Below are 13,601 nucleotides of genomic sequence, written 5' to 3'. Positions count from 1 at the left end.
CAACACCTTGTATTCCAGAATGGTCAATCCATAACCATGAGACACAATCATATGCCTATTTCTTTGAACGTATTTCGTATGCTGGCCGTGGCCTTTGTGCTCGTTATTGCCAGTGCTCACACAGCCCACGCCAAAAGTGCTCCGGAAAGTTTCGCCGACCTGGCCGATCAGCTTTTGCCGGCGGTGGTGAATATTTCCACCAGCCAAGTGGTGGAAGGGCGCTCGGGCTCTCAAGAAATGCCGCAGTTCCCTCCGGGCTCGCCGTTTGAAGATTTTTTCAAAGATTTTTTTGATCGCGGTCAGCCCAATGGCAATGGCAACGGCAACGGAGATCGCCCGCGCAAACGCAAAGCGACCTCGTTGGGGTCCGGTTTTATCATTGAACACAAATCCAACGGTGAAGCCTATGTGGTGACCAACAACCACGTCATCGAAGGTGCCGACGAAATCTCGGTCATCTTGCAAGACGATACGCGTCTCAGCGCTGAGATGGTTGGGCGCGACGCAAAATCCGATTTGGCTGTGTTGAAGGTTAAATCGAAAGCCAAGCTTCCCACCGTGCCGTTCGGCAATTCCGACAAATCGCGCGTGGGCGATTGGGTTGTGGCTATTGGCAATCCCTTCGGTCTGGGTGGCAGCGTGACGGCTGGCATCATTTCCGCACGCGGACGCGACATCAACGCCGGGCCCTATGACGACTTCATTCAAACGGATGCGTCCATCAACCGCGGCAACTCGGGTGGACCTATGTTCAACATGGACGGCGAAGTCATTGGCGTGAATACGGCAATCTATTCCCCGTCCGGCGGTTCCGTCGGCATCGGTTTCTCCATTCCGTCCAGCGCCGCCAAACCTGTGATCAAACAGTTGATCAAAGACGGCAAGGTCTCTCGCGGTTGGTTGGGTGTTCACATCCAAGTGGTCACCGAATCCATTGCCGAAACGCTGGGGCTGGACAAAGCCGAAGGTGCGTTGGTGGCAAGTGTGATTGAAGACGGCCCAGCAGCCCAAGCCGGCATCAAAGCCCGTGACGTGATTTTGGAATTCGACGGCCAACGTGTCGATGAAATGCGCAAACTGCCGCGCATCGTGGCAAACACGGACGTTGAAAAGAAAGTCAAAGTCAAAGTCTGGCGTGACGGCAAGATGAAATCCTTGTCCGTACAAATTGGCCGCTTGGACGACACCGAGCAAGTTGCTCAAGCCCCGGAACGCGGACCGAAAAAATCTTCTCAGGTCTCTTTGGTTGAGCTTGGCATCAAAGTGGCGAGCCCCACCGATCGCTTGATCGAAGAATTTGATCTGCCCGAAGACGTCAAAGGTTTGATTGTCACCGACGTTGATGTGGAAAGCACGGCTTATGAAGAAGGCGTGCGCCCAGGTGACGTGATCGGTGAAATCAGCCAAGAAAAGGTCAAGTCACCCGCAGACGCGAAGCGCTTGGTCAAGGCTGCGAAGAAGGCGGGCAAACGTTCCGTCCTGTTGCTGGTCCAAGGCCAAACCGGTTTCCGCTTTGTCGCTGTGAAGCTGCAATAAGCGGGCTCCTGCCCAACACGAAAGCCCCGTCCATTGCGGCGGGGCTTTTTGTTTGTCAGGAACACGTGAGCGATTAGGGCAGAGGCGCAAAACCGAAATTGTTTTTGCCGCTGGCCTTGATGTCGTACATGGCGTTGTCCGCACATTTGATGACGGCTTCGGCATCTTCGCCGTGGTCGGGGTACATGGCAATGCCGATGCTGGCGCCAATGCGGGCTTCAGCATCACCGCACACAATCGGTTCGGCTAAGATTTCCAAAATTTTCTCTGCCACGGGAATGGCATCGTCAGCGTGGCTGATGTCGCTCAACACAAGCACGAACTCATCACCACCGAACCGGGCCGCCGTGTCGGTTTGGCGAACGCAGGCATTGAGGCGCTTGGCCGTTTCTTGCAACACCAAATCGCCCTTGTCGTGGCCCAAGGTGTCGTTGATGGGTTTGAACCCGTCCAAATCAATGAACACGACGGCGCATTTTTCTTTGCTGCGGTTGGCGCGCGCGATGGAGGTTTTCAAACGGTCCATCAAAAGTGAGCGGTTGGGCAAGTCTGTGAGCCCGTCGTGGGTGGCGACGTGACGCAGTTTTTCTTCGGCGCGACGGCGCTCCATGACCTCGTCTTGAAGTTCTTGGGTGCGTTCGCGCACGCGCTGTTCCAAATTTTCAATGGAGGCCCGCAGTGCCGTCACCGCGCGGTTGTGTGCGGTGATGTCACGGGCTTCGATCATGTAGTTGGAGCCGGTGGCCCGGTCCAACATCGTTAGACTGACTTCGGCGTCCAAGATGTTGCCTTGCTGATCCATAAAGCGCATGGGCATCAGCATTTCTTCATCGGCAAACTCTGTGACATCACCGTCTAAAAGGCCTTGGTAGTTTTCATGCAGGAAATCATCCAGCGATTTTCCAATGATATCGTTTTTGTTGTTCAGTTTAAGCAAGCTCAAGCCGGCCTTGTTGATGTAGTTGACCTTGCCACCGTCGACCACGCAGATCAAATCCAAAGCATTGTTCACCAGCTTGCGAAATCTCTGTTCGCTTTTGTGCATGGCTTCAGCCATCATGGTTTGCGCAGTCAGATTTTCGCCCAAAACCACGTGCGCGCATGTGCCAAGGTCCGACAAGAACTGAACCTTGATGTTGAGGCTGATCATCTTGCCCTTCAAGGTTTGCACACGCAATGGCGTCGCGTCGGTTTCGCCAGCCATTACAGAAATGATGTCTTGGATACTGTCGGCAAAATCGTCGCAAATGAAATCTTGGAAACGCTTGCCCAGAAGTGCGTCGGCGCTGCCGGCATCCAACAGGGCAGCGCCCATTTTGTTGACGTGGCGAATTTCGCCATCAATACACACCACCACCAGGTCGGAGAGTTCGTCAAAAAGGGTCCCGAGCGTTTCTGCAGATAGACGGTCGAGGACAGGTGTGTCCACCGATCGTTCTGAATGTTCGCCGTCAGTGGAAGACGGTGATGTGGTTTGCAAGGTATCCATAATCGCCCATTCCCCAAGTCGCACAAAACCGCAGCTCTTGGCCCGTGATCGGTGTCTGTCTGCCCGCAGCTGAACGAAAGTGCATTCATATATTTGTACTCCCATAACAAAGCTGAAACAAGCGTTCTGCTGTCATTCGAAGGTGGCATTTTTTCAATCACAGAGGGATAATGCTTGCTTCAGATGTGCAGAAGACAATTGATCTTATGAATGGGAGAGGGGACAAGGTTAATGCCTGATCGTATTAAATACTTACTCACTGAAGATCGGCTTCCGAAAGCTTGGTACAATTTGATGGCGGATTTGCCTGAGCCGCCGCCCGCCGTTCTTCATCCGGGCACGGGAAATCCCGTTGGACCAGACGACCTGGCACCGCTATTTCCCATGGCGCTGATCGGTCAAGAAGTTACCCAAGAGCGTGACGTTGAAATTCCCGAGCCGGTGCGCGATGTCTTGGCGCAATGGCGTCCGTCGCCGTTGTTCCGCGCGCGCAAGCTGGAAAAGGCTTTGGATACCCCGGCAAAGATTTATTACAAGTACGAAGGTGTCAGCCCCACCGGGTCGCACAAGCCGAACACGGCGGTTCCACAAGCGTTCTACAACAAAGAAGAAGGCACCAAGCGCCTGACTACGGAAACGGGGGCCGGGCAGTGGGGCTCTTCCATTGCATACGCAGGTCAGTACTTCGGCTTGGAAGTTGACGTTTACATGGTGAAGGTGAGCTATCAGCAAAAGCCTTACCGCCGGGCCTTGATGCAAACCTTCGGCGCACGCTGTGTGCCCAGCCCGTCCGAAGAAACCAACTCAGGGCGGGCCATTCTAGCCGAACATCCGGACAGTACCGGATCTCTGGGCATTGCCATTTCCGAAGCGGTCGAGCTGGCCGCAGGGCGCGACGATACCAAGTATGCCCTGGGCAGTGTGCTGAACCATGTGTTGTTGCACCAATCGGTTATTGGTCTGGAGGCTATGGAACAGATGGACATGGCGGGCGATGATCCCGACATCGTGATCGGCTGTGCGGGCGGGGGCTCGAACCTTGCTGGTTTGTCGTTCCCTTACATTGGACGCAACTTGCGTGAAGGGAAAAACACCAAGATCGTTGCCGTTGAACCGGCATCGTGTCCAACATTGACGAAAGGCAAGTTTGCGTATGACTTTGGCGATACGGCCAGCCTGACGCCTTTGGTGAAGATGCATACGCTGGGCTCTCAGTTTGTGCCGTCGCCCATCCATGCGGGTGGCTTGCGCTACCACGGTATGGGGCCGTTGGTGAGCCACGTCTATGACCAAGGGCTGATGGAAGCCCGTGCGTACGGTCAGTTGGATTGTTTCAAGGCTGGCGTCACCTTCGCCAAAGCCGAAGGCATCGTGCCCGCACCCGAAAGCACCCACGCTGTGCAAGGTGCCATTGACGAAGCTTTGAAGTGCAAAGCGTCGGGTGAGAGCAAAACCATCCTGTTCAACCTGTCCGGCCATGGCTATTTCGACATGCAGGCCTACACAGATTATTTCGACGGCAAGTTGACGGATGAGCCCTACGACGAAGCCAGCTTGGAAAAATCCCTGAGCATGTTGCCGGACGTGGCAGAGTAAGCTCCGTCCGGAAAAACAAAAGGCCGGTCTTTGGATCGGCCTTTTTTGTTACCAAATGACTTCCGTCGCGCGCTTCTTGGTGTTTTCCAACGCCTTGGAATAGAGCTCCCATTCTTTGCGGGGTAAGAAGCGTTGGGCGAGGAAGTGATAGAGCTCTTCCAACAACTGTTCCGATTTGCGCGAACGCTTCACATCGTGGTCACGCCAATCGCCCGCGATCTCTTCCCAAGCCCACAGGCGGCGATGCAAATCGTCACGGTGTTCGCGGATAAAGCGGGTGACCTGGGCGATGTTGCTGAGTGCGGATAAGATTTCACCCGTTTGTGCATCCAGTTCCAAGAAGTTCATTTGGAAACTGTCGTTGGCAATTTTGAGCAAGCGTTTGATCGGCTGGATCGTATCCATCACGCTTTGTTCGGATTTGTACTTTTGTTCCAGTCTGAGAACGCTCGTGATGATGTGTTCGACATCGTGGTAGGCATCGCGCAAGGCTTCGATGTAAGCCAATTCTTCAGCCAAGTTGGAAATCAATGCGATCACGTCTTCGCGGCGGTCTTCGCCAATTTTGAGCGCCTTGGCGGCTTTGGAAAAGGCTTCGTTGATTTTGGTTTTGGTCGTCGGGTCGTTGACGACTTGCTCCAATTCGGTCGGGTCCGTGATGAGATGCTCATCACCAGACACCCAAGACACCAGCTGCATGGTAACCCGGTTGTGGGCAACGGCTTTGTGAAGTTCGGTGATCTCCCACGAGGCGCGCCCCGTGGTGAGCTCTGTTGGCATCTTGTCGCCAATGTGCAGTTCGCGAACGAATTCCAAGCCTTTGGCGATGTAGTCGAGCATTTTGGCATCCGGGTCGTCGTCACTCAGTTTAAGCTCGGTCTTAATGCCGCCCAATTTCAGGGTCACTTCCCCGTCATCCAAAATCATGGTCATGACGGTTTCGTTTGTGTCTTCCAAAACCTTGAAGCCGGTCTTTTCAATGGACCTAAAGAAGGGGTGATTAAACTCAATCACCTCAGGAATCTTGTTGTCGTCCTGAGGCGATGAAGGGGCTTCTCCCGCGTCGGGAGCATCATCGGGGGGCGTGGGCGCGTCGGTCATGATTATCCATTTGGTCGTCTGGCGTGTGTGTCCAATAAGACTAACGAACTCCTGGGGTAAAGATCAATATTGACATTTAATAGACGATTGGTCTAATAATACCAACATGACCTTAGAAACGCTCCAATCGGCCCCCAAAAAACGCAAACGCGGACGCCCGCCAAAGGCTGGTGGGCAAGCCGTGACGCGTGAACGTTTGGTGCGAAAAGGGATCGAGCTTTTGACCGAGCACGGCTATGCCAGTACGGGGTTGGACAAAACCTTGAAGGCTGTCGGCGTGCCCAAGGGGTCGTTCTATCACTATTTCAAGAGCAAAGACGATTTTGGCCTAGCCGTGATTGAGGGTTACGCCAATTACTTCTCTGACAAGCTGGATAAGTCATTGCTGAATGATCAATTCACGCCCTTGCAGCGGTTGCAGAATTTTATCGACGATGCCAAAGACGGCATGTCGCGCCACGATTTTCGCCGGGGGTGCTTGATCGGCAATTTGGGCCAAGAGCTGGGCGGCACGCACGACGTGTTTCGCGCGCAATTGGAAGCGGTGTTCAAGGATTGGCAGGCGCGCATCAAAGCGTGCTTGGTCCTGGCGCGCGACGCGGGTGAATTGTCCCGGGACGCGAACTGCACTGAGCTCGCCGCATTTTTCTGGATCGGTTGGGAGGGTGCGATTTTGCGCGCCAAGTTGGTGCGCTCCAACGCCCCACTGGATGTTTTCGCAAATGCATTTTTTGCACAATTGTCAAAGGGGCGTATGACATGAACAAACCCATCAGCCGTTACCCGGTGCCTGACATCAACGCACTGGCGGACGACATCAAAGAACGTATTTTGGCCGTTCAGGACAAGGCTGGATTTATCCCCAATGTCTTTTTGGTGCTGGCCCACCGTCCCGATGAATTCCGGGCGTTCTTCGCTTACCACGATGCTTTGATGGAAAAGGACAGTGGTCTGACGAAGGCGGAGATGGAAATGATTGTCACGGCGACATCTGGTGCAAACAACTGCCAGTATTGTGTCGTAGCGCACGGTGCGATCTTGCGGGTGCGCGCAAAGGATCCCTTGATCGCTGACCAAGTCGCGGTGAACTATCGCAAGGCCGATATCACGGCGCGCCAACGCGCCATGTTGGATTTTGCCCTGAAAGTTTCACTGGATGCTCCGTCTATTGGCGACGAAGATTTTGAGGGTCTTCGCAATCACGGTTTCAGCGACGAAGACATTTGGGACATCGCGGGCATCACCGCATTCTTTGGACTTTCGAACCGCATGGCGAACTTTACCTCCATGCGCCCGAACGATGAATTTTACACATTGGGGCGCAGCTAACGCGCCACGTTGAACAAGGACCTCCACCATGAAAGCAATTTTAATCACCAACGAAAACGACACCTACGCCGCCAATGTGGCTGACGTAAAAGAAGCAGACCTCCCCGAAGGTGATGTCTTGGTCAAAGTGGACTATTCCACCATGAACTACAAAGACAGCCTGGCGATCACAGGGGCATCTCCAGTGGTTCGCAAATTCCCCATGGTGCCGGGCATCGACTTTGCGGGCTCGGTCGAAGAAAGCTCTCACCCCGATTACAAACCGGGCGACAAGGTCGTCTTGAACGGCTGGGGTGTTGGTGAAGGGCATTGGGGTGGCTTGGCGGAAAAAGCATCCGTCAAAGGCGACTGGTTGGTGCCGTTGCCGGATGCGTTTAACGCCAAGCAAGCCATGGCCATCGGCACGGCAGGCTACACCGCAGAACTGTGTGTCATGGCCTTGGAAGCGCACGGCGTTGCCCCGGACCAAGGTGAAATCTTGGTCACAGGTGCTGCAGGCGGTGTGGGCTCCGTCGCCATCACGTTGCTGGCGGAACGCGGCTTTAAGGTCGTGGCCTCCACGGGCCGCCCGGACGAACAGGCTGACTATTTGAAAGGCTTGGGCGCTGCGGACGTGATGGATCGCAAAGAGCTGTCGGAAAAAGGCAAGCCTTTGGGCAAAGAACGTTGGTCCGGTGTGGTGGACGCCGTGGGCTCTCACACCTTGGCGAACGCATGCGCAACGACCCAGTACGGCGGCACGGTCGCTGCGTGCGGTCTGGCACAGGGCTTCGATCTGCCCGCAACCGTGATGCCGTTCATTTTGCGCGGCGTGACTTTGGCGGGTGTGGACAGCGTCTATGCACCCAAAGAAAAACGCCTACAGGCCTGGAGCAACTTGGCCCGCGATTTGGACCCGGTGCACTTAGAAGAGATCATGAGCGAAATCGCCTTGGCCGACGCTATCGATTACGCCAAAGACCAAATGGCCGGAAACATTCGCGGTCGTGTGGTTGTGGATGTGAACGACTAAGCGACAAATTCGTCGCGGCGATAGCCTTGAATAAACAGCGCGCCCGTCAGGACACCGTGGTCCAGGCGGGCGTTTGCGTTTTCGCGTGCGACCTTGTGGCCGTGGTAAGCAATGCCCATGCCTGCGTCTCTCAACATGGGCACATCGTTGGCCCCGTCGCCGATGGCCAGCGTGTCTTTCATGCCCAGCTCTTGCTGAGCGGCCATGTCTATAAGCATTTCGAGCTTGGTGTCCTTGGTCACCACGGGCGGCACGACCTTGCCCGTGAGCACACCTTTTTGGATGTTCAATCGGTTGCCCAAGGACATATCAAAGCCGATGTCTTGGCGCACGCGGTCGGTGAAGAACGAAAAGCCACCTGAAATCAGCGCCGTGAATGCACCGCCCGCTTTCATGGTGCGGATCAATTCTTTGGCGCCGGGGTTGAGCTGAACCGCGTCCATGGTCTCAATCAGGAACTGTTCGGACAAACCTTCCAGCATGGCGACGCGGGCTTTCAGCGCTTCAAAAAAGTCCAGCTCACCTTCCATGGCGCGGGCTGTGATGGCAGAGATTTTGTCTTTGACGCCGGCAAATTCAGCCAAATCGTCCAAAGTCTCGCCATTGACGATGGTACTGTCCATATCGGCAATGATCAGCTTTTTCTTGCGCCGGAGCGTCGTTTGCGCGATCACATCAATGGGCAGGTTGTCCAAGGCTTGGCGCACGGTGGCTTCGGCTTCGGCGTGTGATACGTTTTCAAACGCGATGTCGCAGGCTTCATGGTCTGCCAGCCAATCCGGGCCGGAAGTTTCCGTGCCCAATTCGTTTAACGCTTTGCGGGCCAGGTCAACGTCTGCAGAGCTGAGTGTCCTGTCGTCAGGATGCGTGATCAGGGTGAGTACGTTGTCCATGTCGGCACACGACACCAATTCAGCGCCCAACAGTGGGCAGGGGAGGCGTCCGGTCTTGATTGTCGCCGGGCCGACCGCCAGTGGCAAATCGGCGCTGGCGATGGATGTCGCCGAACGTTTTACGGGGACCGTGATAAACGCTGATTCCCAACAGGTCTACAAGGAATTGCGGATAATCTCCGCGCGCCCTTCGATTGAGGACGAAAACCGCGTCCCGCACAGGCTTTTTGGGGTGTTGTCGGGCCATGAAGTGTGCTCCGCCGGGCGGTGGTGCGACATGGCCGTGGCCCAAATTGAAGCCTGTTTTGCCCAAAACCGCTTGCCGATTCTCGCAGGCGGAACGGGGATGTACCTCAAAAGCTTGGTGGAGGGTCTGTCGCCCATCCCCGAAGTGCCCGATGAAATCCGCGAACACGCCCGCGCTTTGCATGAACACTTGGGCGGGGAGGCGTTTCGCCATGAAGTCGCCAAGCTTGACCCCGCAAGTGCAGAAAAACTACCCGCAGGCGACACCCAGCGTTTAATCCGCGCGTGGGAAGTCAGCACTGCCACCGAGCGCGCGTTTTCGGACTGGCAAGATGAGCCGCGCATTGCGCTCTTACAAAACGTGCGATTTGCGCACATTGCGCTGATCCCGGATCGTCAAAAACTCTATGACGGAATCGAAAAACGCTTCGATTGGATGGTGGACCATGGCGGCCTGGATGAGGTGCGCGCCCTTTTGCCCCTGAATATTGATCCGGACAAGCCCTTGATGAAGGCCTTAGGCGTGCCTGAATTGGCCGCTTATCTCCGCAGCGAAATGGAGCTGGAAGCCGCAGTTTCCAAGGCCAAACAGGTGTCCAGAAACTACGCCAAACGCCAGCTCACATGGCTGCGTTCGCAAATCCCCGAAGCCCATGTGATCTCTGCGCAATATTCGGAAAGCTTTCGCGAAGAAATCTTTTCATTTGTTCATCAGTTTTTGTTGACCGAACAGACGTGAACGTCTAGTTTCCCTTCTCTTGCACGTGGGCCCGCCCTTTTGGGGCGGCCCATCTGCGTTCGGGCTGGGCCCACACAAGCATTCTTCACGTTTGTGTGGGCCGCCCCAACAACATTGAAGATGAGTAGAACAGACCCCAAGTGGCCTCTCACAAAAGCCACGGGTGAAATCAAAGAGGACGCTATGTCAAAAGACGAAATGACCGGATCGGAGATCGTAATCAAAGCCTTGCAAGACCAAGGCGTTGAATTCGTATTTGGATATCCCGGTGGCGCTGTCCTACCCATCTATGACGAGATTTTCAAACAGAACAAGCTACGCCACATTTTGGTGCGTCAAGAAGGCGGTGCCGTGCACGCAGCCGAAGGCTATGCGCGCTCCACCGGTAAAGTGGGCTGCGTCTTGGTGACGTCCGGCCCCGGTGCGACCAATGCGGTGACCGGCTTGTTGGATGCTATGTTGGATTCCGTGCCATTGGTGTGCTTGTGCGGCCAAGTGCCGACGCACCTGATCGGCAACGATGCTTTCCAAGAAGCCGACACCACGGGCATCACGCGTCCGTGCACCAAGCACAATTACTTGGTCAAAGACATTGCCGACTTGCCGCGCATCATGCATGAAGCGTTTTATGTGGCCCAGACCGGTCGTCCGGGTCCGGTCGTTATTGACCTGCCCAAGGACGTGCTGATGGATTTGGGTGCGTACACGCCGCCCACCAAGGTCAAACACAAGAGCTACAACCCGCAAATCAAAGGCGACACGGCGGCCATCAAAGAAGCCGTCAAGATGATGGCCAAAGCCAAAAAGCCGATCATCTACGCCGGTGGAGGTGTGGTGAACTCTGGCACGGGTGCAACGCAATTGCTGACCCAGTTCACGCAACTGACAGGCTTTCCCATCACCTTGACGTTGATGGGGCTGGGGGCTTATCCCGGTTCCGACAAACAGTTCCTGGGCATGCTGGGCATGCATGGCACGTACGAAGCCAATATGTCGATGCACGATTGCGACGTGATGATTTGTATCGGTGCGCGTTTCGACGACCGGATTACGGGGCGCCTGGATGCGTTTAGTCCAAACTCCAAAAAAATCCACATCGACATCGACCCCAGCTCCATCAACAAAAGTGTTGCGGTCGATTTGCCCATCATCGGCGATGTGGCCCATGTGCTGGAAGACATGATCAAGGTCTGGCGCGCGAGCCAAGCCAAGGTCGATCAAAAGGCACTAAAGTCTTGGTGGAAGCAAATCGAAGATTGGCGCGCGAAGGATTGCTTGGCGTACCAAAAAGACAAAAAAGTCATCAAGCCGCAAGAAGCTATTCAGCGTTTGTATGAGCTGACCAAAACCCGCAAAGACGTGTACATCACCACCGAGGTGGGCCAACACCAAATGTGGGCGGCGCAGCACTTTACGTTCGAAAAGCCAAAGCACTGGATGACGTCCGGTGGACTGGGCACCATGGGCTACGGCCTGCCGGCCGCCATGGGTGTGCAGGTGGCACATCCGGATGCGCTGGTGGTGGACATTGCGGGCGAAGCTTCGACCATGATGAACATTCAAGAAATTTCGACCATGGTGCAGTACAAGCTGCCGGTTAAAATCTTGATCCTCAACAACCAGTACATGGGCATGGTGCGTCAGTGGCAAGAACTGCTGCATGGCTCGCGTTATTCCGAAAGCTATATGGAAGCGTTGCCGGACTTCGTCAAACTGGCCGAAAGCTTCGGCGCTACGGGTCTTCGTGCCACCAAGCCCGAAGAGCTGGACGACGTGCTGACCAAAATGATCGAAACCGACGATACGGTGATTTGCGAAATCGCCGTTGCGCCGGAAGAAAACTGCTTCCCGATGATTCCGTCGGGCGCAGCGCACAACGAAATGATCTTCGGCGCAGATGTCGATACCGAAAACGCCATCGGCGAAGAAGGTATGGTGCTGGTGTAAAGACGGAATTGAGGAGTGAATAACATGGCGACGACCAGCATCTACGGCGAAAATACTCTAAACGAAGAAGTTCGCACCCACACCATTTCCGTCTTGGTGGACAACGAACCGGGCGTGCTTGCGCGCGTCATCGGTTTGTTTTCGGGGCGCGGCTACAACATCGAAAGCTTGACGGTGGCTGAAACCCGTCACCGCCAAGGTTTGTCGCGCATCACCATCGTGACGTCCGGCACGGCCATGATCATCGAACAGATCAAGGCGCAGTTGGGCCGTTTGGTTCCCATTCACAGCGTGTCGGACTTGACCATAGAAGGTCCGTCGGTGGAGCGTGAATTGGCGCTGGTTAAAGTTGACGGTGTCGGCGATAAGCGCGTTGAAGCGCTGCGCATCGCCGACATCTTCCGTGCCCGTCCGGTGGACGCCACCACGGAAAGTTTTGTGTTTGAGATTGTCGGGGACACCGAAAAGCTCAACGCATTTATTGAACTGATGAAGCCGCTGGGCCTTGTGGATCTTTCCCGCACAGGTGTGGTGGCTATTGCCCGCGGGCCGGAAAGCATGGCTGGGCAAGACTAACCATTTTGAGTTTTAAGAAATTCCAGATTTGGAACTGAAGGAAAAAAGAAAATGCGCGTTTATTATGATCGTGACGCTGACGTCAACTTGATCAAAGGCAAAAAAGTTGCCGTTGTTGGTTATGGCTCCCAAGGCCACGCCCACGTTTTGAACATGCGTGACAGCGGCGTCACCGACGTTGTTGTGGCTCTGCGTGAAGGCTCCTCAACCCGTGCGAAAGCTGAAGCTGAAGGCGTCAAATGCATGACCGTCGCCGAAGCCGCCGCTTGGGCCGACGTCATGATGATGTTGACCCCGGACGAACTGCAAGCCGAAATCTACTACGCCGACATGGCCGAAAACATGAAAGAAGGCTCCGCACTGGTCTTCGCTCACGGTTTGAACGTTCACTTCAACCTGATCGAACCGCGTGCTGATCTCGACGTGTTCATGGTCGCACCGAAAGGCCCCGGCCACACGGTGCGCGGCGAATATCTCAAAGGCGGCGGCGTGCCGTGCTTGGTTGCTGTTGAACAAGACGCAACGGGTAACGCTTTGGACGTTGCATTGTCCTACGCTTCTGCCATCGGTGGCGGTCGTTCTGGCATCATTGAAACCACCTTTAAAGAAGAATGCGAAACCGATCTGTTCGGCGAGCAAGTGGTTCTGTGCGGCGGCTTGACCGAGCTGATCAAAAACGGTTTCGAAACCTTGACCGAAGCCGGTTACGCTCCGGAAATGGCATACTTCGAATGCTTGCACGAAGTGAAACTGATCGTCGACTTGATGTACGAAGGTGGCATGGCAAACATGCGCTACTCCATCTCCAACACGGCGGAATACGGCGACTACGTTACGGGTCCGCGCATCGTGACGTCCGAAACCAAAGCCGAAATGAAGCGTGTGCTTGACGACATTCAATCCGGTCGTTTCACCCGCGATTGGATGCTGGAATGCAAAGCCGGCCAACCGTCCTTTAAGGCAACCCGCCGTCGCAACGCTGAACATGCCATCGAAGAAGTGGGCGAACGCCTGCGCGGCATGATGCCGTGGATCGGTGCGAACAAATTGGTCGACAAAGAAAAGAACTAAGTTCTTTCTCTTCGATCCGAAGATTAAAAGGCGGAGCTTTTGGGCTCCGCCTTTTTTGTGCACTTT

Annotated in this window: 12 protein-coding genes; 9 read left to right on the top strand and 3 right to left on the bottom strand. The window is 55.0% G+C overall.

The genetic code is table 11. The annotated features are described in order from the left end of the window. The first annotated feature begins 51 nt into the window (after positions 1–51). Complete coding sequence (locus tag V5T82_RS16115) at positions 52–1,536, top strand: Do family serine endopeptidase (RefSeq protein ID WP_332896697.1); 1,485 nt, start codon at positions 52–54, stop codon at positions 1,534–1,536. A 73-nt stretch (positions 1,537–1,609) separates the two neighbouring features. Here the strand turns inward: V5T82_RS16115 and V5T82_RS16110 are convergent, their stop codons facing one another. Further along, positions 1,610–3,025: a diguanylate cyclase domain-containing protein gene (locus V5T82_RS16110; protein ID WP_332896696.1), complete on the bottom strand. Its 1,416-nt coding sequence runs from the start codon at positions 3,023–3,025 to the stop codon at positions 1,610–1,612. Positions 3,026–3,256: 231 nt separating this feature from the next. Between V5T82_RS16110 and V5T82_RS16105 the strand changes: the two genes are divergently transcribed. Beyond that, positions 3,257–4,621 carry a TrpB-like pyridoxal phosphate-dependent enzyme gene (locus V5T82_RS16105; protein WP_332896695.1) on the top strand — a complete coding sequence of 455 codons (1,365 nt, stop codon included), beginning with the start codon at positions 3,257–3,259 and terminating at the stop codon, positions 4,619–4,621. Positions 4,622–4,669: 48 nt separating this feature from the next. Here V5T82_RS16105 and V5T82_RS16100 read toward each other — a convergent pair whose 3' ends face one another. Further along, positions 4,670–5,722, bottom strand: a complete 1,053-nt coding sequence (locus tag V5T82_RS16100; RefSeq protein WP_332896694.1) for a hypothetical protein — start codon at positions 5,720–5,722, stop codon at positions 4,670–4,672. A gap of 106 nt (positions 5,723–5,828) precedes the next feature. On the opposite strand from V5T82_RS16100, the gene acuR reads away from it, so the two are divergent. The 3 genes from acuR to acuI are packed head-to-tail and all read left to right on the top strand — an operon-like array spanning position 5,829 to position 8,063. Further along, positions 5,829–6,485, top strand: a complete 657-nt coding sequence (gene acuR, locus V5T82_RS16095) for an acrylate utilization transcriptional regulator AcuR (protein ID WP_332896693.1) — start codon at positions 5,829–5,831, stop codon at positions 6,483–6,485. Continuing rightward, entirely contained in the window at positions 6,482–7,051 is a 570-nt protein-coding gene (locus V5T82_RS16090; protein ID WP_332896692.1) for a peroxidase-related enzyme, read from the top strand. The genes acuR and V5T82_RS16090 overlap by 4 nt, the downstream gene beginning before the upstream one ends. A gap of 28 nt (positions 7,052–7,079) precedes the next feature. Continuing rightward, positions 7,080–8,063 carry an acrylyl-CoA reductase (NADPH) gene (gene acuI, locus V5T82_RS16085; RefSeq protein ID WP_332896691.1) on the top strand — a complete coding sequence of 328 codons (984 nt, stop codon included), beginning with the start codon at positions 7,080–7,082 and terminating at the stop codon, positions 8,061–8,063. On the opposite strand, the gene serB is transcribed toward acuI, so the two are convergent. Next, positions 8,060–8,956: a phosphoserine phosphatase SerB gene (serB, locus tag V5T82_RS16080; protein ID WP_332896690.1), complete on the bottom strand. Its 897-nt coding sequence runs from the start codon at positions 8,954–8,956 to the stop codon at positions 8,060–8,062. The genes acuI and serB overlap by 4 nt on opposite strands. Between serB and miaA the strand changes: the two genes are divergently transcribed. The 4 genes from miaA to ilvC all read left to right on the top strand — a co-directional run bounded on the left by miaA (position 8,955) and on the right by ilvC (position 13,535). Then, complete coding sequence (miaA, locus tag V5T82_RS16075) at positions 8,955–9,941, top strand: tRNA (adenosine(37)-N6)-dimethylallyltransferase MiaA (protein ID WP_332896689.1); 987 nt, start codon at positions 8,955–8,957, stop codon at positions 9,939–9,941. The two genes, serB and miaA, sit on opposite strands and share 2 nt — an antisense overlap. 183 nt (positions 9,942–10,124) lie before the next feature. Then, a complete protein-coding gene (locus tag V5T82_RS16070) occupies positions 10,125–11,888 on the top strand; it encodes an acetolactate synthase 3 large subunit (protein ID WP_332896688.1) in 1,764 nt (587 codons plus the stop codon). Between the two features lie 24 nt (positions 11,889–11,912). Beyond that, positions 11,913–12,464, top strand: coding sequence for an acetolactate synthase small subunit (ilvN, locus tag V5T82_RS16065; RefSeq protein WP_332896687.1), 552 nt, complete (start codon positions 11,913–11,915; stop codon positions 12,462–12,464). 51 nt (positions 12,465–12,515) lie between these two features. Then, a complete protein-coding gene (gene ilvC, locus V5T82_RS16060; protein WP_332896686.1) occupies positions 12,516–13,535 on the top strand; it encodes a ketol-acid reductoisomerase in 1,020 nt (339 codons plus the stop codon). The last annotated feature ends 66 nt before the right edge of the window (positions 13,536–13,601 follow it).

This window comes from Magnetovibrio sp. PR-2, assembly GCF_036689815.1.
Taxonomy (GTDB): domain Bacteria; phylum Pseudomonadota; class Alphaproteobacteria; order Rhodospirillales; family Magnetovibrionaceae; genus Magnetovibrio.
Note: the sequence above shows the minus strand (reverse complement) of the source record. Positions and strands in the feature narration are given on the sequence as shown.